Raw genomic sequence first — 22935 nt, 5'->3', positions numbered from 1 at the left:
TTTTCACCTCTTTAATTCCACTTGATAAACCAAAAGGGCAAGCGTGGCCACCGGCGCTGTTTCCGCCCGCAAAATTCTCGCGCCCAAACTTACCGGCGTACAGCCTAAGTCAATCGCCGTTTCATGTTCGCGGGTTGAAAAGCCGCCTTCAGGTCCGAAAACGAGTAAAATACGATCGGAATGTTGCAATTGGCGCAACGCATCGTCGATGGCATGATGATGATCTTTTCTTGCGCTTCGTTCGGATAATATCCATTTATGATCATATGGATGGGCTTCTTTTAACACCTCTTCCAGTGAGGTTTTTCGTTCAATCGTGGGGATTTTCAAACGTTCCGATTGCTCTGCCGATTCCTGAGCAATCTTTTGAAAACGTGCTTGCTTTTTCTCACTTTTTTTTACGTCCCACTTGACGACGGAGTGATCCGCCGGAAAACCGGTAATGCTACCGGCACCCATTTCCGTACTCTTTTGCACGATCCATTCATATTTGTCGGCTTTAAGGTCACCTTGCGCCACGGTAATATGTATCGGAAGTTCGGTATCAGAAGACAACCCCTCCTCAACTTGGCACTTGATACGATCCGGTTCTGCCTGTGTGATCCGGCAATATGACGCCTTTCCTTGCCCATTTATACAAATGATAACATCTCCGGGAGACATACGCATAACGCGAAAAATATGGTGTGCCTGTTCGCCTTTTAAGATGACAGCATCTGCTGTCCACTGGTCATCCTCCACGAAGTAACGTTGCATGTCCATTTCCTCGTTTCCTATATGGTTGATCCGAAAGACATTTAAGATTGTAACACGATGGCCACCCAATCCTCCTGCTCCAACATTTCCGAAACCTGAAACCCTTCATTTTCCAATGCCTTACGCACGTCATCTTTTTTATTTTCGATAATTCCGGAGACAAGAAGATATCCGCCCGGGGAGAGATGAGGTTTTACATCCGGGGCCATCCGAATAATGATATCGGCGAGCAAGTTGGCTACGATAATTTCGCCTTTCGCTGCTGTTTCTGAAAATAAATCGCTTTGCTTGACCGTTACTTTCTCTTCCACTTGATTGATGGCCACATTTTCTTTCGCAACGTTAACAGCCAATTCATCCGAATCATAAGCAAATACGGAAGTTGCTCCGAATTTAGCGGACGCGATACTCAGTACGCCTGATCCTGTGCCTATGTCGATGACGCGGTTCCCTTCATTAACGATACGCTCAAGGGCTTGCAAACAAAGAATGGTTGTTGCATGAGCACCTGTTCCAAAAGCCATTCCCGGATCAAGTTCAACAACGACATCACCCGTTTCACGTTCTGCGTTTTCCCAAGAGGGAGTGATAATTAGGTTTGGAGAGACTCGGATCGGTTTATAGTATGCTTTCCACGCTTCTTCCCAATCCTCTTCCTTTACGATTTCGGTATCGATGGTCATGTGTTCCATATCCAAGCCTGACCGCTGTTGCAATTCAACAAGGGCCTTTCGAATCTCTTCGTCTTTTTGCGCACTTTCGGGAAAATAGGCTTTTAACACAACGCCTTCTAACGGTAAATGCCCAACGGATGGCTGTCCAATTTCGTCCGGTCGTTTCGGTCGTTCATTTCGATCCTTTGCATCTTCGACGACCGTGCCATTTGACCCTTGCTCGGCCAGCATATGCGAGACAGCATCAGCAGCCTCGTGTGTTGTATGTATACGGTATTCGGTCCAGTTCATATCTTTTCACCTCCGCCTCTTGTAGGCTATTGGGCAGACACGGCGCAATCCCAATCAGTTCGCGCGTGAATCACCCTTTCATGGCGACCGAAACGACGAGTCGCCACTCTTTTCAAGCTCCATAATCTCTTTAAAAAGGGGCTTCCCAAAATAATTGGAAAGCCTACCGTGTCAGTCTCCGCGAAATGCACGCTTTACCTTGTCAAAAAAATTGCTGCTGTGCTCATCCACTTCTTCGCCACTTTCTTCAGCGAACTCTTTCAAAAGTTCCTTTTGCCGATCATTTAATTTCTTCGGTGTGATCAGGCGAACGCTAATGATTTGATCACCCGTACCGCGACCATGAACATTAGGGGATCCTTTGCCGCGCAATCGGAAGCTCCGGCCTGTTTGTGTTCCGGCAGGAACTTTAATTTTCACTTTTCCTTCCAATGCCGGAACTTCAATTTCATCCCCGAGCGCTGCCTGGGAAAATGTCAACGGCATTACGCAACGAATATCATCGCCATCCCGTTCGAAGAATTCATGCGGCTTCACGTTAATGACGATAAACAAATCCCCGGGAGGGCCGCCGTTCACACCTGCTTCTCCGTGTCCGGCTTGACGTAATTGTAGCCCATGATCGATACCGGCGGGAATGTTCACGTGTACTTTTTTCCGTTTTTTTACTTTTCCCGCACCCGCGCAAGTCCGACATTTTTCTTTAATAATCTTACCCGAACCTTCGCATTGATCGCAAACCCGACGGTTGACGACGCGTCCGAACGGCGTGTTTTGCTCAATGTTCAACTGACCGCTGCCGCCACAACGCCCACACGTGTCGGGATTTGTGCCCGGCTTCGCCCCTGAACCGCTACACGTTTGGCATGTCTCTTCTCGTGGAATTTCAATTTCGGTGTCCTTGCCAAAGATGGATTCTTTAAATTCCAAGGTCATCGTATATTGTAAATCTGCCCCTTGGCGAGGCGCATTCGGATCACGGCGCCCGCCGCCACCGAAAAACATGTCGAATATATCTCCGAAGCCACTGCCGCCAAAGTCTCCACCGCCGCCAAACCCTTGATTCGGATCGGCGTGGCCGAATTGATCGTAATTCGCTTTCTTTTGCGGGTCGCTTAGCGTATCATAAGCCTCTTTTACTTCCTTGAACTTTTCTTCGGCATCGGGCTCACTGTTAACATCTGGATGATATTTACGTGCCAATTTGCGGTACGACTTTTTGATCTCATCCGCGGATGCATTTTGATCGACACCGAGCACTTCATAGAAGTCCCGTTTGCTCATTCTCCATTTCACTCCCGTTCAATTTCAAGCATGAAGCTATCTTACATCGGCTTGCTACAAGTCGCAACCCATATTCTCACATCGCTTAGTAAGTGAAAAAGCCAAAGCCAAGAAATCCTGACTTTGACTTTTAAAAACCTTATTGACGCTATGCCTTATTCTGTTGATCATCGTTTTCGTCGTCTACTTCTTCGTAGTCGGTGTCAACAACATCTTCGTCTTGGGATTCACCTTGGCCTTCATCTTGCTCCCCTTGCTCGGCTTGTGCTTGCTCTGCCATTTGCTCATACATCTTCTGGGAGAGGGAATGCACAAGTTGCTCCAATTCATCTTTTGCTGTGCGAATGGCTTCAAGGTCCGTGCCATTCAAGGCTTCCTGCAACTTGCTTTTTGCATCTTCCGCATTTTGCTTTTCCGATTCGTCTACGTTTTCTCCCAAGTCTTTAATCGTCTTGTCAACAGTAAAAATCAGTTGGTCCGCTTCATTTCGAAGTTCGGCTTCTTCTTTTTTCGCTTTGTCAGCTTCGGAATTCTCTTCTGCCTGTTTAACCATGTCATCGATTTCGTCCTCGGAAAGACCGGAAGAAGAAGTAATCGTAATCGATTGCTCTTTGTTCGTTCCTTTATCTTTCGCACGTACATTGACGATACCGTTCGCGTCAATATCAAACGTAACTTCAATTTGCGGAACACCCCGAGGCGCAGCCGGAATGTCCGTCAGTTGGAAACGGCCGAGGGTTTTATTATCATTTGCCATTTCACGCTCGCCTTGGAGCACGTGAATATCAACGGACGATTGGTTATCGGCAGCGGTTGAGAATACTTGGGACTGGCTTGTCGGAATGGTGGTATTGCGGTCAATCAGCTTCGTAAAGACGCCGCCCATTGTCTCGATCCCGAGCGATAACGGCGTAACATCCAACAATACAACGTCCTGGACATCTCCGGCAAGTACACCGGCTTGCACCGCGGCACCGAGCGCAACAACCTCATCCGGATTGACTCCTTTATGCGGATCTTTGCCTGTTAAGCCTTTAATTGCTTCTTGTACAGCCGGAATTCGTGTCGAGCCACCAACGAGAATAACCTTATCTATATCTGAAGCGCTCACGCCGGAATCCTGGATCGCACGGCGTGCAGGCCCCATTGTTCTTTCTACCAGTTGAGAGGCACCCTCTTCGAATTGCGCTCTCGTCATTGTCATCTCCAAATGTTTTGGACCTGAAGCGTCTGCCGTGATAAACGGCAAAGAAAGCTGGGCTTGCGTTACACCCGAAAGCTCTTTTTTCGCTTTTTCCGCCGTGTCTTTCAACCGCTGCATCGCCATTTTGTCTTGTTGAAGGTCCACGCCGTTTTCTTTTTTAAACTCGGAAACCATATAGTCAATGATCACTTGGTCGAAGTCATCACCGCCGAGTTCATTATCGCCGGACGTGGACTTCACTTCAAAAAAGCCATCGCCAAGCTCGAGAACGGAAACGTCAAATGTCCCGCCACCAAGGTCATAAACGAGAATCGTTTGATCCTCTTCTTTTTCGAGGCCGTAGGCAAGGGAAGCCGCTGTCGGTTCGTTTACAATCCGCTCAACTTCAAGCCCTGCAATCGTACCGGCATCTTTGGTTGCTTGCCGCTGGGAATCATTGAAATAGGCAGGGACGGTAATGACCGCTTTTGTTACATCATCCCCTAGATAGCTTTCAGCATCCGATTTTAATTTTTGTAAAAGAATGGCGGAGATTTCTTGCGGCGTATATTTTTTTCCTTCAATTTCGACCGTATAGTCAGTGCCCATATGGCGCTTAATGGAGAGTACGGTATTCTCATTCGTAATTGCCTGCCGCTTGGCGATCTCTCCTACTTGTCTTTCTCCATCTTTAAATGCGACAGCCGAAGGCGTCGTCCGGTTTCCTTCAGGGTTGGAAATAACGACCGGCTCCCCGCCTTCCATAACTGCTACACATGAATTCGTTGTTCCTAAGTCGATTCCGATTGTTTTACTCATCTCTGATAATTCCTCCTTGGTCCAGTAAAGCGATTCTATTGAATATCTAAGAAGCTGTTCAAAAAGTCTTGGAAAAATAGCTGTCTAGCATAGGCACTTCCGCGAAAACCCGCTACGCTCTTTTTACCATCCATTTGAACACGCATTTTACGCGTTAACCTTTACCATTGCCGGTCGGATGACGCGTGTTTTCAGTTTGTAACCCTTCTGAAGTTCTTCCACAATTTGATTGGATTCAAACCCTTCTTCCTCCACCTGCATCACCGCTTGGTGCACGTTAGGATCAAAGGTTTCGCCCTCCGTCGGGATTTCTTCCAGCCCATTGGATTCCAGAGCCTCCGTAAATTGGCGGTAAACCATTTCCATCCCTTTATAAAGTCCCTCGTCGGAAGCATTTTGACCTTCAGATTCCAAAGCTCGGCTGAAATTGTCAAGCACGGGCAGGAGTGCTTCCATTAATGGCTGGGAGCGAAACTGTTCCGCCGCTTCTTTTTCCGAACGGCTACGCTTGCGAAAATTATCATAATCCGCCTGGACACGCTTCACTTTATTTTGCCACTCTTCCAATTCCGCCTGCAGAGCCTCGATTTGCGTTTCGGTTTCCGAGACTTCCTCATCTTCATCCGCAGAGGAAGAGATATCTTCAGAGTCTGGATCGATAATTTCTACCTCTTCTTCAGATTGTCGGTCATTCTCTTTTTCGCTCATGTCGTTCACCTCCATTTGCTGCTTATTTGCACATAAGAGGAGGGAGATAGCCTCTCCCTCTTTTAGTCTAACTATCTTGGCGATATTTTTTCGTCAAAGAAGTTGACAATCCGGTGGCAAATTGGCGTATCAAACGTATCACCCGTTCGTATTCCATTCTTGTTGGGCCAATGACACCGAGCGTACCGACTGTATTTCCATCAATGGAATACGTCGCGGTAATCATGCTTAAGTCCGCAAAAGCTTCAATGTCGTTTTCTTTGCCGATTCGCACATTCAAGCCTTCTTGGCTGCGCGAAAGCAGGGTATGCACATTCTCGCTGTGATCGAGCCAGTCAAAGATCATCCGAACACGGTCAATATCCCGGAATTCCGGCTGCATCATTAAATTCATCATACCGCCGTAGAACACCTGGTCACCCTTCTCTGTTTTAAATGCATCCCGAAGCACACCGAACATATCTTCAAAATGCGAAACATGCTGATATAGCAAACGGGAAGTTTCTGTCATCAATTTCTCTTCCCAGTGCCCGATAGGTGTATCAACGAGTTGCTCATTTAAAATATTAACTACTTTTTCGAGTTCGGTTGAATCCATTTGTTCCGGGATATCAAATGTGCGGTGTTCAACATGCCCGGAATCCGTAACAAGAATGACGATCGCCTGTTTTCCCGTGAGCGGGATCATTTGCAGCTGTTTCAGTCTCGTATGTTCCATTTCCGGCCCTAACACAACCGATACATAACTTGTTAATTCCGACAAAACAGCTGCTGTTTTTTTCATGACGGCCTCTACCTCTGAAATACGGCGAGTGAAAAATTGTTCCATATCTAAAATCTCATGCTTTTGCAACGGTTCCGGTCTTAATAAATGGTCCACATACAACCGATACCCCCTATTGGAAGGGATTCTCCCCGCGGAGCTATGAGGTTTTAGCAGATAACCCATATCTTCCAAATCGGCCATCTCATTGCGAATCGTAGCCGAACTGAAAGAAATATCTTCTCGCTTCGAAATGCTTCTTGAACCGATTGGTTCGGCACTTTGGACATAATCATCGACGATGGCTTGCAATATCAACAATTGGCGCTGACTAAGCATCGTCTATCACCTCTGTTAGCACTCTCTTTTCGCGAGTGCTAATGCTACCCATAACTTATCAAAATAGGTTAGGTTTTGTCAACGCAAAGAGGCTCAAATTTAATCATCAAATAAAAAAGAAGCAAATACGTTATTGCCAAGATATTTCCCTTTTTCCGTCAATCGTATTCGTCCTTCCTCCTCGTGCAACAAGCCGTCATTGACCAATTCGTCATGGATCCGGCCGTATACATCGTAAAAGCTAGTATCGAATTTGTCATTAAAACGATGAACGTGAACTCCTTCTTTTAAACGTAAGCCGAGAAACATTTCCTCTTCCATTTGTTCCTTCAACGATACCGGCTGCCGTGTCCGTTCAGGCCACTCACCTTTGCCGACGGATTTTAAATAGTGGGGGATCGGCAAAATGTTTCCATACCGCTCGCTATTTTGGTATCCGTGGGCACCTGCACCTAAGCCTAAATAAGGTTGATTGCGCCAATAAATAAGGTTATGGGCACTTTCCTTTCCTCGTGTGGCAAAGTTGCTGATTTCATATTGCTCGTAACCATTATGCTCTAATGTTGACAGCAGGACGTCGTACATGTCCGCTTCTTCATCCTCGCTTAACGGTGTTAATTTCCCTGCCTGCAACCAATTGTAAAACTGCGTTTTGGCTTCAATTTTCAATCCATACGCCGAAATATGATCAGGTTTAAGCGAAATAGCCTTCTCAATAGTTGTTTGCCATTGATGGAGCGTTTGGCCGGGCAACGCAAACATTAAATCGATCGAGATGTTGTCAAAGCCGAGTTCCCGTGCCCGCGCGATTGTTCTGCTGACATCTTCCACACTGTGCGTACGGCCGAGCGTCTCCAACAATTCAGGATCAAACGTTTGCACACCAATGCTGATACGGTTGACGCCGGAAGCCTTCAACGCGTACAAGCGATCATCATCTATGCCATCCGGGTTCACTTCTACGGTCACTTCACTCGACGCATCCCAGGAAAGGCCGGCTCGTTTCAGATTGGAAAATAACGTTTGCAACTGCTGCGCAGATAGGGATGTCGGCGTTCCTCCACCGATATAAAGCGTGTCCATATATTGAACGGTTTCATTTAAACGCTTTTCCCCTTCGGCTTGTAAAGCTTCCAAATAATCGTCCACCGGTTGATTTTTTATCAATACTTTATTGAAATCACAATAATGGCAGATCTGGTTGCAAAAGGGAATATGAACATATGCCCCTTTAATCATCTTCCGGCCCTCCTTTTTGGTCATCCCAGGGACCCAACTATTTGTCATCATCGTCCATCCGAAGCACCGACATAAACGCTTCTTGAGGGATCTCTACTTTCCCGACATTTTTCATTCGCCGTTTCCCTTCTTTTTGTTTCTCCAATAATTTTCTTTTCCGTGTGATGTCGCCCCCGTAACATTTGGAAGTCACATTTTTCCGCAATGCTTTGATTGTGGAGCGTGCGATAATTTTATTGCCGATACTCGCCTGCACCGGAACTTCAAACTGTTGTCTCGGGATTAAATCTTTCAGTTTTTCGACGATCAGTTTGCCCCGTTCATATGCCATGTCCCGATGAACGATGACCGACAGCGCATCCACCTTTTCGCTGTTGAGAAGAATGTCCATCTTTACCAGTTTGGATGCCCGATAGCCGATCGGGTCGTAATCAAAAGAGGCATATCCTTTTGTATTGGATTTCAATTGATCGAAAAAGTCATAAACAATTTCGGTAAGAGGGAGTTCATACGTGATGTTCACGCGATTTTCATCCATGTACTCCATATTAATGAACTCTCCGCGTTTCGCCTGGCATAACTCCATGACCGGACCGACAAAATCATTGGGAACCATCACGGTTGCTTTTACGAACGGTTCTTCAACCTCTTCCACTGCCTGTTGCTCGGGCATGTTCGTCGGATTGTCGATTTCCAATATCGTCCCGTCGACTTGATAGACGTGATAATTCACACTTGGAGCCGTTGTTATGAGGTCGATGCCATACTCCCGCTCAATTCGTTCTTGTAAAATTTCCATATGGAGCAGACCGAGAAATCCGCAACGAAAACCAAAGCCAAGCGCTTGAGATGTTTCCGCTTCATACTGAAGGGAACTGTCGTTTAATTCCAAACGTTCAAGCGCATCCCGCAATGCGTTGTATTGGCTGGCGTCAATCGGATACAAACCGCAAAAAACCATCGGCTTCATCCGTTTATAACCGGGCAACGGTTGTGCAGCTTCATTCCCTGCTTTTGTGATCGTATCCCCAACCCGGGAATCACTGACATTTTTAATCGCTGCAGTTAAAAAACCGACGTCCCCTACGGATAACACCTCAGCCGCTACCGCTTTCGGAGTGAATATCCCGACTTCACTTACTTCAAATTCCTTGCCGGTGGCCATCATCTTGATTTTATCGCCTTTCTTTACCGTACCTTCCACGATACGTATATAAGCAATGACACCGCGATAAGGATCGTACAAGGAATCGAAAATCAAGGCTTGCAAAGGCGATTCCGGATCACCTGCGGGTGCCGGAACTTTTTCAACGATTTCCTCTAAAATATCCTCAATGCCGATGCCGCTTTTGGCGGAGGCGTGGACAGCTTCGGTGGAATCAAGCCCGATGATATCAATGATCTCCTGTTTCACACGATCAGGCTCCGCACTGGGAAGGTCAATTTTGTTGATGACCGACAAGATCTCCAAATCATTATCCAACGCCAGATAGACATTCGCGAGCGTCTGCGCTTCGATGCCTTGGGATGCGTCCACGACGAGCAAAGCACCTTCACAAGCAGCCAAGCTACGCGATACTTCATAGGAGAAATCGACATGTCCCGGCGTATCAATTAAATGAAATATGTATTCCTCTCCGTCTTTAGCCACATAGCGAAGCCGAACGGAGTTTAATTTAATGGTAATGCCCCGTTCTCTTTCCAAGTCCATCTCATCAAGGAGCTGTTCTTGCATTTCACGTTCCGAAACCGATTTCGTATGCTCCAGGATCCGATCGGCCAGTGTCGATTTTCCGTGGTCAATATGGGCAATGATAGAAAAATTTCTTATTTTCGCCTGTCTACGGCGTATTTCTTCGTATGTCATTCGATCACTCCTGCTTATTCGAAACGTCCCTAAGGAAAACTATCTTTCATTATAGCAACCACACGCCCGAACGACAACGGGATGCACAAAGAAAAACGCCCGGATCAACAATCCGAGCCTCAATCATCCCATCGAGAAGCCGCTAGCGGGGGGACCACCTATCGTTTTTCCGAGTTCCGAAAAGAAATTGGTGCTTTCGTTCTCTCTTACATCTTCTTGCCTGTCCGCAAGATCATTTTCCGTCCTCTCGTCTTCTGCTTCCCCCTCATCAACGGGTACCGTTTGGTTGTCATCTTGGTAAACCTCTTCCCATTGGTGGTACCCGTAATAATGGCCGGAGAGCACCCCTGTTAAAAACATAACCAGTGCCGTCAGTATGGTAAAGAAAACGTGTTTCACCCTCATCGGTCTCCCCCCATTTTAATCTTCTTCAAGTTCTTCATGGACATATTCCTGTATAACTTCCGCTAACGCATCTGCACTTCGGTACACTTCTTCATACGTATTGTCCACTCCCCCAAATTCGACCACCATGGCATTGGGGGATAGATCCTGGTTGTAGACACCATCCACCCCGGCACCTCCACGGGTAATGACCCCACGGCTTAAACCGGGCCACTCTTCTTCCAAACGATCATGGATTTCTGTCGCCATTTCCAAATTTTGTTCATACTCGGGGTGGTCCTCTCCGATAACAAAAAATGTGCGGGCATACTCCTCTTCATTAATCGTCGCAGCCGTATGTTCTCTTCCGACGGAATCACGATGCAAGTCAAAGAAAAATTCAAGTTCTTCGTGTTCTTCTTTCGCATCCTCTACAACTTCACGATTCATATCATAGGACCGGCTGTAGTCCCACCCTCGTTCATCCAACATCCCCGTCACATCATCATCCGAAACTTCTACCGGCAATCCATAATCGCGGAAAGCGTCAGCGAAATGTTCCCCAACTTTTACGATATTCTCCTCCGGATGCAGATCCTCTTCTCCTTCTATTTCCGGATGAAATGCTTCACGGTTATGGGCATGTGAAATGTGAATGATCGGCTCTTCATCATCAATATCGGTGGATGATTCTTGTTCTTGTTCTTCTTGTCCTTCTTCCTCCGAAGGTTCATCAGAACTCGCTTGTTCCTGAAGCACTTCCTCAGAAGGGGGGCGGATTCAATAGACATATTCGTAAAGTCGGTCCCTTGCCCGGCAACGATAAGTGTATCGTCAAACCCGGAAAAACCGGGAAGTTCCCGTCCCAAAAAAGTACGCGGATCTTCCATGTTCATATTCGTGGCAAGTTCCAAAGCAGCGGTTGTCAAACTGGGCATGGAAGAATCCTGTAATGCATCTAAATAATATCGGTTTTCAGCTCCGAGCAAATGGACGAACCAATCGCTCTGCATTTGCCCTGTCCAATCATGCAGGGCCGACGAGGCAAAACGGCTATGATTGTCTGCCGTCGTTAACATGGCTACAATGAGAAACGTCATGACGATAAAAGCGATACCGGCCATAAAAAAAGATTGGATCGTTGTTTTTGATAGCGAGACAACATGGGCTTGGCGATTTGGTCTGCGCAAGGGCTCGTCCTCCTTACACTACCATTTTATGAGCGGTATCTATCAATAGAACAACCAATTGTTATCCATGGGTGTAATGCCCGCTAGATTCTGTTGTCACCGCTTTATGAAAGGCAATGTTTAAGGATTCGGCCACTACATTTGCCATATCTTCCATAAACGTGTCTACCTCTTTAGGCGTGACCATCAAATTATGGCCAAGGGGATTGAGTACTTCTTGAATAAGTTGACGTTTATCTTCATCTTCCAAAGTTCCGACGATCCCGAAGTATTTTTTCCGATCATTTTCGTCCGGCAAATCTTCATCATGGAGCTGTTTTCGTTCTCCAAAAGTCATTCCGGGCGGTGTCAATACGCTCGTCGGCTTTTCCCGATCTTTAACTTCACGCCCAAAGTGCTTTAACAAAAAATCGATGGTGTCACTCGTGATGGATACAGCATCTACGACAGTGGGAATGCCAATCCCGATCACCGGCACTCCAAGCGTTTTTTCGTTCAGTTGTTTACGGGCATTTTTTACCCCCGACCCCGGATGGATACCTGTGTCGGATATTTGAATGGTTGCGTTTACCCGTTCGATTGAACGAGCCGCCAAAGCATCAACGGCGACGACAAAATCAGGTTTTGTTTTTTCTACTATGCCAAAAAGCACTTCACTCGTTTCAATCCCTGTTACCCCCATCACGCCGGGTGCCATAGCAGAGACATTCCGATATTCATTCTCATTTTGCATGTGCCCCAGTTCAAATAAATGGCGAGTAACCACCAGCTGTTCCACTGTTTTCGGACCAAGAGCGTCAGGCGTTACATCGCGATTTCCTAGCCCAATCACCAAGCAACTGCTTCTTTCATCTAGACCGCACGCATCCATAAATGCTTTGAACTCTTCACTCAATACACGAATGAGACTCGCCTGCATTTTTGTATCTTTTTCTCTTATGCCTAGCGTTTCCAAGGTTAAATAGTTCCCAGGCTCTCTCCCCGTTCGATTTGCCCCCTCTTCATCAATATCCACATGCACAATTGTAATGTCATCCACTTCCCGTTCGTTCACAATAATGCCGTTTTTATCCCGATTGGGAAGCACGTTTTCATCTTCTACCGCAAGGTCGCTGCGAGGTTGAAACGAAGACAGTTCCAAATATCTCATCCTCCCATACATCTCTTTTCGCTTACGTTTTCCCAAAGTCTGTAAAATATACCGGACAGAGCTGGCAAGAAAATAAGCGAATTGGCTTGCAAGGGACTGGCGTATTTGATACAATCCATTTTGTCAATGTGCTTGTTAGAAAACTTGGTTTTTCGCCAAGCTTTTTATGGCGAAAAGCTTTAGTTGCACTTATGCAGGTAAGACTTTCTTACTTGCCAATTGTAGAACATCAGGAGGTGAAAGGATTGGCCAATATCAAATCAGCGAAAAAACGCGTACGCTTGAATGAAGAACAACGCGTGAAAAACCATGCGTTCAAATCGTCCATGCGTACCGCGATTAAAGAATTTGAAACGAAGCTTGAAAATCAAGATGTTGAAGGTGCAAAAGACACGTTCAAATTGGCAGAGAAAAAAGTGGACAAAGCCGTCAGCAAAGGCATTCTTCATAGAAATACCGCTGCTCGCAAAAAATCTCAAATGGAACGGAAACTGAATCAAGCGACCGCAAGCTAAAATAAACGACTCCTATAGAGTCGTTTTTTTAATGCCTTATGGCGACGGTACTGATGAAAGGCCGACGGAAAACTGCACACATTAACGTACGCTATCGGATTTTGACGCCCTAGCAGGCTCCTCGATGAGTTAGGCCGATAATACCCGTGGCAGGCGGGCGATTAATAATGCCACCCCGCTCTTTTTTTCCACTGCGCCCTGCTTCATTTTGTAGTCGGTTTCGGCAATTAAAGAAAGCGCACGGCCAACCGCTTCGCCCTTAACCGTTTTGGCTTTTGCGGACAGACGTTTGGCGACGAATGGGGGCACCCCTAGTTGCCTGGCTATTTTTTGTTGGCTGTATCCACGCTTGTCCATCTCCGCTGCAAGATTTAACAAGCGAAACTGTCGGCCAATAAGAGCGATAATTTTTATCGGTTCTTCCCCGTTTCTGAGTAAATCATCGAATAATTGTAACGCCTTTGCGGGATAGCTGTCGCTTACCGCATCGATAAGCTGAAAGATATTATCCTCTAAACTTCTGGGAACGAGTGCGCGCACAATGGCTGCATGAATTTCTCCATGGAAATTTACATATTGGGCGCATTTTCGTATTTCTTGTTCTAATGTTAATAAGTCCGAATTCGATCGCCCCAGCAGTTCATCACTTGCCTCAGCTGTTAAGGAAATGTTTTCTTCTTTTGCCTTCTCCCTTATCCACTGCTTTAATCGATCGCCTTGCAAGGGCGAGGCCTCCACTGTTTCGCCCACACCTTTTAATTTTTTTACAATTTTTTTGCGTTCGTCCACCTTCTGTTCCTCAACTGCAAAAACAACGATGTTTTCCGGGGGTGGGTCATCTAAAAAAGACTCCAATCTTTTCAAATCGTGCGGCGGCATATCCTTATCTTTCGCTCCGGTCAGAAAACGTGCATGTTGAAACACAATCACTCTTCCCGGACCGAAAAAACTTACCGTTTCCGCCTCTTCAATCCCTTCCTGTACGGGAACGTCCCTCATGTCGAATTGCGAAAAATTGAAGTCCCTCACGGTGTCTTCCAGAGCATGCCGGCTAATTTGCTGAACGAGGTCATCCATCATATACTTTTCCGTACCATAAAAAAAATAAATAGAGGAAAAATGTCCGGCTGTTATATTTTCCTTCGTTTGCAAATATGTGCTCATCGGCCTTGGCCTCTTTTCCGTATGTATATTCCATCTATTCTCTTCCTATCCTAATAAAAGCCCTTCCTGTTTGCAATCGATCCAAACCAAATAAGTACAAAGACAACGCATGTACCTGCGCCGCCTTTGATTTATTATAAACGTTGGTACGAAGGCCTAGGAAACTGCGCACCAACGGTTTTCGAGTCGGTACCCGTTATTTTATCCTATGCTTACGGGATTTATGGGTGACAACTCTTAACAAATGGATGACGCACCTGGATTTTTACTCTTTCATGTCTTATAATGTGGACAGGATAAGGAGGGTCACCGAACATGGGCAATGAATTTGAAAAAGATGTGCAAAGCAAACGCAATGATTTTCTTGATGGTGCGGTTGGCTTTGTTGTTTCATTTGGATTTTTTGCGACTGTTTTTATCGTGGCGGTCATCATCGAATTTGTGGGGAGATTTTAAAAGCCGGGGCAACAAATGCCCTGGCTTTTTTATGCACCATGAGCGCTTTATGGTGACTTTTTGGCAGGCGTCTGCACACTTCAAGTTCCATGGGTGCTTCATGAAACTGTTTCCACATGTACTCCCCGTTTATTCCTCATCGATCATTGTCTCCTCATGCCAGCTTCGGTCTTGATAGTAAAATCGTACCGCCCCCTGTTCATCCGTTCGAAAAATTTGCACTCCCGCTTCTTCAAGCGTTTGCATCACATCCGGATGCGGATGGTTGTAGCGGTTGTTTTCTCCCGCTGAAATCATCGCTGCCATTGGGCTTAAATGCGCTACAAATGAAGGGATCGTAGACGTATCGCTGCCGTGATGGCCCGCTTTCAGCATATCGGCGCTTAACTCGGGGTAATCCTTGATTAATCGCTTTTCTCCTTCCTCTTCCAAATCGCCGGTGAATAGCCAACGCATGCCGTAAAGATGCGCATCAATGACGATTGATTGGTCATTATCCGATTCTCCGCCCCCTTCGTTTGTCGGGTGTAAAATGTGAAAAGCAAATGCATCGACAGACCATCCCATTCCTTCATGCACAAAAGTCAGCTGAGCTCCCTGGTCCTGCGCATGCATAAGAAAACGTCCCACTTCCGGGTTTTCAATATCCGTATGCGGATATAAAACCGTGTCCACTTTCAGCTCTTCAACGACAGCAAAAAGCCCGCCATAATGATCATAATCCCCATGCGTCACAATCACTTTATCCAAGTGGCTGATGCCGAGCGACTGCAAATACGGCACGACCGTTTGCCGACCCGGATCCGGTAGTTGTTCCTGCTCCTGCCAATCTTCCTGTGGAAATGTTATCGCCCCTCCACCGTCGATTAAATATACTCCTCGGTGATAAGGCAACTCGATTAAAATGCTATCTCCTTGACCAACGTCGATAAATGTCACCCGTAGCTGAGAATCAAAATAGGGATAGAAATATTGAAATGCAGCAACGGCAATCATAAACATAGCGGCATAAACGAAAGACGTGCGCCCTTTTTCAAATAAAATCGCCGCAAGGATCACAAGCACAGTCATCACAATGACCCAAACGCCTGAGGCTTGTCCAAAGACAAGGATCAAGCCGGAATGCTGATGGATATAGGTGATAACAGCATGGAAGAGTGCGACCATTTTTTCCAATAGTAAGAGCCACACGGAAGACAGGAAAGGAACAAGAATGGAAAGGAGGAACAGCACCCAAACCGCAGGCAAAATAACAACGGAAACAACTGGCACAAAGGCTATATTCAAGGGTAAGCTTAATAGGGAATAGGTATGAAAGTGGTACACAATCAACGGAAATGAAACCACTTGCGCGAGGATGGAGACGAGCATAAATTGACGGAAGCGCGTCTTTGCCCGTGTGAAAATGGCAGCCGAAGCGATTAGCGTGAAGGCAATGGCAAACGACAATTGAAAACCTGCATGAAAAAGCATGTACGGATTGTACAAAAGGAGCCCGATAAAAGCGAAACTGATGCCATCAACAGGATGAAGCGGCACACGGAAACGAATGCATAAAAGCACAGAACAACTCATAAGAACGGCCCTTAAAACAGACGGTGCCGCACCTGCCAACAGCGCGTACAACGGCAGAATGATCAATAACAGTTCGCATGCCCGCTCGCGACTAATGCCTAATCGGATGAAAAAGAAAAAGAGAAAACCACTCACCAATCCCACGTGCAAACCGGAAATAGCGAGTAAATGAACGATCCCCAAGTCCTGGTATGCTTCCAGCGTCTCCGCTTCCATATGGGAGCGTTCCCCGAAAAGCAACGCCATTGCCAACCCTTGAATTTCGCCCGGGAACACGTCTTCAATAAAACGAATCCCGGTATGCCGCCATTGTTTTACGCTCGTTGTCCCTGTGTCCGTAGACGCTCGGCAGGTCATGTCATCTTCCCCCTGCACATGATGAAACGTCCAATGCACCTGCTGTTCATATAAAAACGTTTGATAATCGAACGCGTTAAAATTTCTTGCTGGGCGCGGTGTACGCATTTCACCGGCAATTGTGCATTCATGCCCTGGACTTAAATCAGCAAATGCAGGCAATGCCTCTTCATCGACAACACGCGCAAAAACTTGGACACGTTCTTTTCCTTCCGCCAACTGCAGAAAAAAAGAAACGCGGTCCCCATCCATTTCGAGGACATCATCGACTTGTCCGTGGATCGTGTCAACTTCCTTATGGAGCATTGTCTCATTTTGTCCATCGACAACATATGCCCAAGCAGCTGCCCCCGCACCTGTTAACACGAGCGCTAACAACAAAAATAGTGATTTGTTTTTAATACTCAGATAACTGAAAACGATAAGAGCGCCGGTGACCGCCATCGTACGATGAGAAGAAATGGCAACGGCGATGCCAAACCCGGTAGCCGCCGCAAAAAGAAAATAATTTCCGCGCAAGCGATCATCCTTTCTAGCTTTCTAGAGGTGGGATGTGAGAAGTGAGAAGTGAAAAAATGACAAAACACAGGCTCCATCCGGTTTCAACCCGTCCTTCGAGGGAGTTATCCCTCGAACGGAGATCGAATAGCTCCGAGAGGAACAAGTGAAGCATAGTCATCTCTCAAACGGGGATCAAGCTGCTCTTTGAGAGGCAGGGATTGCGGTGTCGTCTAAAGGGAGGGCTCCCCACTCTAATAAGATATGTCGGCCAAGGGAAAGTCTTAGCCTCACCACCCCTATTATTTCTAGAAGTTAGTGATGAGGGGGAGAGTAAAACCAGGAAGGTATATTGAGGATGATAAGGTGAATGGAGACAAAACGGTGAACAAGCGGTCGTTTTGTCCTGAAAGCATGAATGCAGGACAAAACGATGGATTCAAAATCGTGGATAGATGATTAATCTGTGAAAGAATTTCTGGTCGTAGCACTACCCCTTCATTGCTTCAATCCTTTTTCAATGTCGGCAATGATGTCATCCACGTGTTCAATGCCTACCGACAAGCGAATAAGCTCTTGCGATACGCCGGCTCTTTGCAACTCTTCCGCTGTGAGTTGTTGGTGCGTCGTACTGGCGGGATGAATGACAAGGGATTTGGCATCTCCCACATTTGCCACATGAGAATGGAGATCGACATTTTCAATGAAGGACCTTCCCGCTTCCAGTCCTCCTTTTACACCAAACGTCAAAATCGCTCCTTGTCCCTTCGGCAAATATGTTTTCGCAAGTTCATGGCTTGGATGGGATGGCAGGCCGGCATAATTCACCCATTCCACGCGTGGATGGTTCTCTAGATATTCCGCGACTTTTTGCGCGTTTTCGCTATGTCTTTCCATACGTAGGTGCAAGGTTTCCAAGCCTTGTAGCAATTGAAAGGCATTCTGCGGTGCGAGCGTCGGGCCAATATCGCGCATTAGTCGTACACGCGCCCGCATAATATAGGCAAGTTCACCAAGCGCATCGGAGAAAACGAGACCATGATAGCTGCCATCCGGTTCCGTAAACATCGGAAAGTTTCCTTTTGTCCAATCAAAATTGCCGCTATCCACGATCACACCGCCCATGGTTGTCCCGTGTCCCCCGATAAATTTGGTCGCGGAATGAATAACGACATCGGCACCATGCTCAATCGGGCGGTTGAGAATCGGAGTCGTGAGTGTCGCATCAACGATCAAAGGAATGTTAGCTTCATGAGCAACTTCGGCCACTGCCTTTGTATCCAGCACGTTTCCTTCCGGATTGCCGATCGTTTCTGCAAAAACAAGCTTCGTTTTCTCTGTAATGGCAGCTCTAACTGCTTCCGGGTCATCAGCGTCCACAAAATGGACGTGAATGCCGATTTGAGGCAACGTATGGACAAATAAATTATTCGTGCCCCCATACAACGAACTGGCGGAGACAATTTCATCGCCTGCCTCGCATATGTTTAAAATCGCAAGATAAATCGCGGAACTTCCACTTGCAGTAGCTAAAGCTCCAACCCCGCCTTCCATGGCCGCGATTCGTTTTTCAAATACATCGGTTGTCGGATTCATGATCCGTGCATAAATATTTCCAGTTTCCGCTAAAGAAAATAAATTCGCTGCGTGGTCCGGATCATCAAACCCATAGGATGTCGTTTGATAAATAGGCACGGCTCGCGCATTCGTGGCAGGATCAATTCCTTGCCCCGCGTGTATTGCATTCGTTTCTACCTTCCATTGTTCAGCCATTTCTTCACTCTCCCCTTATAAATTCATATTGCATTACTTTGATTTTTACCATCGTACGAAACGTTGCAAAAAAAGTCAATTGGCAACGATTAATTCACGTCTATGTGATCTTCCAGTTGTTGATAGGTTTTTTCGCCGATGCCGCTAACGTTTTGGATATCACTCGTTTCCTGAAAGTTCCCATTTTCTTCTCTGTATTGGACGATTGCTTCCGCTGTAACCGGACCTACCCCGGATAATTGTTGCAGCGTTGTGTCATCAGCGGCGTTAATGTTGATTTTTTCCCCTTCCCCCTCACCCTCATCGGAAGTTTTGGGAGCTGTTTCTTCCCACCCGACATAATCTTCCTCCTCTTCATGCGGGGCATAGACGACCATTTCATCTTCCAGTTTTTGAGCGAAATTAATAGCCTTTTCGTTTGCCTCTTCCGTCACGCCACCTGCTTCACGAATGGCATCATCAACGCGCCGTTCCGGTTCCATTTCATAAATTCCGGGGCGCGTAACCTCTCCTTTGACGTCAACAAAAATTTCCGTCGTCTCTTCTTCAATCTGTTCGGTTTCGGCCTCTTCCAAGTCCTCTGTCTCTTCTTCAAATAGAAATACGTCCTCCGGCAATGCGTCTTCGTCGGTATTGGCATTGGAAGAAAACAACCAAGCGCCCCCGGCCATCGTGATAACAGCAACCAGTATGATCCCTCCATAAAGAAGATAGCGTTGATTCATTGCACATTTTCTCCTTCATTAAGTGTTATTGTACTTGCCTAGAAAGCATATAACGGTAAGAGTATGAGCTTTTGGGGGGGATTCCCATGGACATAGGGATTATCGGTACGGGCAATATGGGTACCATGCTCGCGGAAACACTCGTTACTTCACGTGCCGTGTCTGAAGAGCATCTATTTGTAACGAACCGCACGTTGCAAAAAGCTGAGCGTATCCGTCAAGCTTATGCAGGGATAAACGTTACGCCTAATGTTTCCCGTTTGGCTCGACGATGTAATCTTATTTTTATTTGTGTGCGCCCACCTCAATTTCCGGATATTTTACAGACGATTCAACCTTTTTTGAACGAGGATGACACCATCGTCTCGATTACGAGCCCGGTAACCCTCGAACAGTTACAAAGCGTCGTTACCTGTAAAACCGTGCGCGCAGTTCCGAGCATTACAAACCGAAGCCACACGGGAGCATCGCTAATTACGTACGGAAATGGTTGGTCGGCAAAGGAACGGGAAGCCTTTGAAAGTTGGATGGGCCAATTTAGCGTCCCGGAAATTGTACCGGAAGAAACGATCCGCGCCAGTTCCGATATCGTAAGTTGTGGGCCTGCATTTTTCGGGTATTTGCTAGAGGAGATGACTTCGGCAGCGGCACGGAAAACGGATCTGACGGAGAAACAGGCAGAACGCCTGGCAGAAGAAATGATCATCGGGATGGGGACATTATTCTCGAAGCGGTTATACAATTTACAAACGTTGCAGGAAAAAGTAAAAGTGCCCGGAGGAGTGACAGGGGTCGGGCTTGAAATTTTAAAACAAACGGAAGGTGCGTTCGATGAATTATTTGAAGCAACACATGAAAAATTTGCGGAAGATCAACGCATGCTGAAAGAGAAGTTCGATGATTTAAAATAAAGATACCACACATCCAACGAAAGTCAAGGTTTTCCGGCCGAAAAGCAAATGCGTTCACTATCTGCTTGCGGGGGTTGCTTCGTAAAATCAGCTGTGATTTCAATTTGTTCAAAACCGGAAGCTTGCAGCCACTGCTCGTAGTCCGCGACCGAAAACGTACGTTGGCGGTGCAGTTCGTCAAAACGGCGATAATCCCCATTCGACAACCGTTCAAAAAAAGTCATTTCATGCTCCACAGCCCCCGGCACATCATCATCGGAAAAACTATTCAAAATCATCGAGACATCCGTACCCGCATCTCCATAAGTGCGGCCGGGAAAATGATGTTGCATACTCGAAAACGAATGAACGTCAAAAAGCAGACGGCCGCCGGGGGTTAAATGATCATAAAACGCCCGAAATGCTTGTTTAACCTCTGTTTCATCAGCAAGGTAATTGAGAGCATCACAAAAAACGATGATGACATCCACTTGCTTCTCCAATTGCAAATAAGACATGTGCTGCCGACGCAAATGCGGGGCGATGTTGTTGTGCGCACGGATCTTTTCATCTGCAACCGCGAGCATTTCTTGCGAATCGTCGATCCCTTGCACATCGTACCCTCGCGTCAGGAGCATGGACATTAATGTTCCCGTCCCGCAACCAACATCCGCAATCGCAGGCGCGGAAACATTCATCCCTTCCAGATGGGTGAGCGTCCATGCCAACCATTGTCGATAAGGGGCCTCATCTTCCATTAAATAATCATACAGCCGAGCTCCGTTTCCATACATCGCAAGTGAACTCCTTCTCGCATCATTTTTAAGGGCAGCCCTACGTAAGCACGTGGTCGAGGGAAATGACGGGGGCTTCTCCCCATAATTTCTCAAGGTTATAATATTGGCGATCATCTTCATGGAACACATGAACGACGACATCGCCAAGATCAATGAGCACCCACTTGCCGTCTTCATACCCTTCCATTCGTTTTACAGGAATATCTGCATCTTGGGCTTCTTTTTTTATTTCTTCTGCGATTGCCTGCACTTGTTTTACCGAAGAACCATGGGAGATCACAAAATAATCAGCGAGAATGGATATCCCTTGCATGTCCAACGCTACTATATTTTGGGCACGTTTATCATCTGCCGACTTTACCGCTGTCTCCAGGGTTTGATGTGTCATTTAAGCACCTCTCTTATTTTTTTGGACGATCGCCTCGTTGTAGGCAGCGACCGTCATGGGATGGACCATACGCTTGCCGGCAACCAAATGTTGGATCGTATTTGTGTACGTGGCAAGCAATGCTTCGTCCAGATCCACTTCTGCCAACTTTCGCACTTCCTCAATACCCGGAAATGACCGGCCCGGCTCCATATAATCAGCTAAGAAAATAATTTTTTCAAAAAGACTCATTTGCGGCCGGCCCGTCGTATGCCAATAAATGGCGGAGAAAATTTCCGTGTCATGGATGCCGAACTCTTCTTGTACAATATATGCTCCTGCCGGCGCATGCAACAATACGGCCCCATATTCCGAAAAATTTTCATCGGGTTCATGTCGTTTTATGGCAGCAATAAGTTCTTCCTTCGGCAAAGGTTTTGCGTAATCATGCAACAACGCAGCCAATTCAGCTTTGTCCTCATCAACCCCGTACCTTTTCGCTAAAGAAACTGCTGTCTGTACCACGCCTAACGTATGGTCGTACCTTTCTTTCGGTAACATTTGTTGCACTTTTTGTTGAAACCATTCATGAGCCATACAGACGATTCTCCTCTACGTACGTTCTCACCGCTTCAGGAACGAGATAACGGATGCTCTCGTTTTTGCTCACCCGTTCTCGAATATCTGAAGAAGAAAGCTCCATCTCAGGAACATCCACCTTGATGAACGCTTCTTCGAACGGGGAATCCACGTCATAATCCGGGCGTGTCGTTACGATAAACGTAACGAGTTTATTTAATTCCTCGATCCCATTCCACGTATGCAAGCTGACAGCCATGTCGCTCCCGATAATAAAATAAAATTCATCATTGGGGTATCTTTGCTTTAAAATATTCATCGTATCCAACGTATACGATGGACCTTCCCGATCCAGTTCAATCGTGCACAATCGAAAAGGGGAACGATCATGGATCGCAAGCCGAGTCATTTCAACCCGGTCATCGGCATTTGCCATATCTTCATTTTGCTTATGCGGAGGAATATTCGTCGGTATAAACCAAACTTCATTCAAACGACACGCGTCCATAGATTCTTGCGCGATCATTAGATGAGCCAAATGCGGTGGATCAAATGTCCCTCCCAATAACCCGATTTTTCTCCCCATAGGAAC

At 46.6% G+C, this 22935-nt stretch carries 22 protein-coding genes; 3 read left to right on the top strand and 19 right to left on the bottom strand.

Annotated features, from left to right (window positions below; translation table 11 throughout):
• Positions 1-3: 3 nt before the first annotated feature.
• The 11 genes from HUG20_RS07135 to gpr all read right to left on the bottom strand — a co-directional run bounded on the left by HUG20_RS07135 (position 4) and on the right by gpr (position 12647).
• Positions 4-756 carry a 16S rRNA (uracil(1498)-N(3))-methyltransferase gene (locus tag HUG20_RS07135; protein WP_200089610.1) on the bottom strand — a complete coding sequence of 251 codons (753 nt, stop codon included), beginning with the start codon at positions 754-756 and terminating at the stop codon, positions 4-6.
• Positions 757-797: 41 nt separating this feature from the next.
• The gene (prmA, locus tag HUG20_RS07130) at positions 798-1721 is read right to left on the bottom strand and encodes a 50S ribosomal protein L11 methyltransferase (protein WP_200089609.1); all 924 of its coding nucleotides are present in this window, start codon (positions 1719-1721) and stop codon (positions 798-800) included.
• 171 nt (positions 1722-1892) lie between these two features.
• Entirely contained in the window at positions 1893-3005 is a 1113-nt protein-coding gene (dnaJ, locus tag HUG20_RS07125; RefSeq protein WP_200089608.1) for a molecular chaperone DnaJ, read from the bottom strand.
• A gap of 148 nt (positions 3006-3153) precedes the next feature.
• Positions 3154-5007, bottom strand: coding sequence for a molecular chaperone DnaK (gene dnaK, locus HUG20_RS07120; protein WP_200089607.1), 1854 nt, complete (start codon positions 5005-5007; stop codon positions 3154-3156).
• 147 nt (positions 5008-5154) lie between these two features.
• Positions 5155-5730, bottom strand: coding sequence for a nucleotide exchange factor GrpE (grpE, locus tag HUG20_RS07115; protein ID WP_200089606.1), 576 nt, complete (start codon positions 5728-5730; stop codon positions 5155-5157).
• Between the two features lie 52 nt (positions 5731-5782).
• Positions 5783-6817, bottom strand: coding sequence for a heat-inducible transcriptional repressor HrcA (gene hrcA, locus HUG20_RS07110; protein WP_200089605.1), 1035 nt, complete (start codon positions 6815-6817; stop codon positions 5783-5785).
• Positions 6818-6916: 99 nt separating this feature from the next.
• Positions 6917-8056 carry a radical SAM family heme chaperone HemW gene (gene hemW / locus HUG20_RS07105; RefSeq protein ID WP_200089604.1) on the bottom strand — a complete coding sequence of 380 codons (1140 nt, stop codon included), beginning with the start codon at positions 8054-8056 and terminating at the stop codon, positions 6917-6919.
• A 37-nt stretch (positions 8057-8093) separates the two neighbouring features.
• Positions 8094-9923, bottom strand: coding sequence for a translation elongation factor 4 (gene lepA, locus HUG20_RS07100; protein ID WP_200089603.1), 1830 nt, complete (start codon positions 9921-9923; stop codon positions 8094-8096).
• A gap of 123 nt (positions 9924-10046) precedes the next feature.
• A complete protein-coding gene (locus HUG20_RS07095; protein ID WP_200089602.1) occupies positions 10047-10328 on the bottom strand; it encodes a hypothetical protein in 282 nt (93 codons plus the stop codon).
• 15 nt (positions 10329-10343) lie between these two features.
• A complete protein-coding gene (gene spoIIP, locus HUG20_RS07090) occupies positions 10344-11066 on the bottom strand; it encodes a stage II sporulation protein P (protein ID WP_200089601.1) in 723 nt (240 codons plus the stop codon).
• Positions 11067-11558: 492 nt separating this feature from the next.
• Positions 11559-12647, bottom strand: coding sequence for a GPR endopeptidase (gpr, locus tag HUG20_RS07085; RefSeq protein WP_200089600.1), 1089 nt, complete (start codon positions 12645-12647; stop codon positions 11559-11561).
• A gap of 236 nt (positions 12648-12883) precedes the next feature.
• On the opposite strand from gpr, the gene rpsT reads away from it, so the two are divergent.
• Complete coding sequence (gene rpsT, locus HUG20_RS07080; RefSeq protein WP_425504110.1) at positions 12884-13162, top strand: 30S ribosomal protein S20; 279 nt, start codon at positions 12884-12886, stop codon at positions 13160-13162.
• A gap of 129 nt (positions 13163-13291) precedes the next feature.
• On the opposite strand, the gene holA is transcribed toward rpsT, so the two are convergent.
• Positions 13292-14326, bottom strand: a complete 1035-nt coding sequence (holA, locus tag HUG20_RS07075) for a DNA polymerase III subunit delta (RefSeq protein WP_200089598.1) — start codon at positions 14324-14326, stop codon at positions 13292-13294.
• A 315-nt stretch (positions 14327-14641) separates the two neighbouring features.
• Here holA and HUG20_RS07070 point away from each other — a divergent pair, with 315 nt between their 5' ends.
• Positions 14642-14782, top strand: coding sequence for a YqzM family protein (locus tag HUG20_RS07070; protein WP_200089597.1), 141 nt, complete (start codon positions 14642-14644; stop codon positions 14780-14782).
• A gap of 129 nt (positions 14783-14911) precedes the next feature.
• On the opposite strand, the gene HUG20_RS07065 is transcribed toward HUG20_RS07070, so the two are convergent.
• The 3 genes from HUG20_RS07065 to HUG20_RS07055 form a co-directional block, all read right to left on the bottom strand.
• Positions 14912-17233 (bottom strand): DNA internalization-related competence protein ComEC/Rec2, encoded by a 2322-nt coding sequence (locus HUG20_RS07065; RefSeq protein WP_200089596.1) that lies wholly within the window; start codon positions 17231-17233, stop codon positions 14912-14914.
• Positions 17234-17710: 477 nt separating this feature from the next.
• Positions 17711-18985: a homocysteine synthase gene (locus HUG20_RS07060; RefSeq protein WP_200089595.1), complete on the bottom strand. Its 1275-nt coding sequence runs from the start codon at positions 18983-18985 to the stop codon at positions 17711-17713.
• Positions 18986-19074: 89 nt separating this feature from the next.
• The gene (locus tag HUG20_RS07055) at positions 19075-19710 is read right to left on the bottom strand and encodes a helix-hairpin-helix domain-containing protein (protein ID WP_200089594.1); all 636 of its coding nucleotides are present in this window, start codon (positions 19708-19710) and stop codon (positions 19075-19077) included.
• Between the two features lie 86 nt (positions 19711-19796).
• On the opposite strand from HUG20_RS07055, the gene comER reads away from it, so the two are divergent.
• The gene (gene comER / locus HUG20_RS07050) at positions 19797-20621 is read left to right on the top strand and encodes a late competence protein ComER (protein WP_200089593.1); all 825 of its coding nucleotides are present in this window, start codon (positions 19797-19799) and stop codon (positions 20619-20621) included.
• Positions 20622-20644: 23 nt separating this feature from the next.
• Here comER and HUG20_RS07045 read toward each other — a convergent pair whose 3' ends face one another.
• From HUG20_RS07045 to HUG20_RS07030, 4 genes are read right to left on the bottom strand one after another with little or no spacing between them, the layout of a single operon-like run.
• Positions 20645-21394 carry a class I SAM-dependent DNA methyltransferase gene (locus HUG20_RS07045; RefSeq protein WP_200089592.1) on the bottom strand — a complete coding sequence of 250 codons (750 nt, stop codon included), beginning with the start codon at positions 21392-21394 and terminating at the stop codon, positions 20645-20647.
• Positions 21395-21434: 40 nt separating this feature from the next.
• Positions 21435-21785: a ribosome silencing factor gene (gene rsfS / locus HUG20_RS07040; RefSeq protein WP_200089591.1), complete on the bottom strand. Its 351-nt coding sequence runs from the start codon at positions 21783-21785 to the stop codon at positions 21435-21437.
• The gene (gene yqeK, locus HUG20_RS07035) at positions 21786-22361 is read right to left on the bottom strand and encodes a bis(5'-nucleosyl)-tetraphosphatase (symmetrical) YqeK (protein WP_200089590.1); all 576 of its coding nucleotides are present in this window, start codon (positions 22359-22361) and stop codon (positions 21786-21788) included.
• Complete coding sequence (locus HUG20_RS07030; RefSeq protein WP_200089589.1) at positions 22351-22929, bottom strand: nicotinate-nucleotide adenylyltransferase; 579 nt, start codon at positions 22927-22929, stop codon at positions 22351-22353. Before HUG20_RS07030 ends, yqeK begins: the two co-directional genes overlap by 11 nt.
• Positions 22930-22935: the final 6 nt, after the last annotated feature.

It is taken from the genome of Salicibibacter cibi, from assembly GCF_016495865.1.
Lineage (GTDB): Bacteria > Bacillota > Bacilli > Bacillales > Marinococcaceae > Salicibibacter > Salicibibacter cibi.
This window is presented reverse-complemented; position numbering and strand designations above follow the sequence as displayed.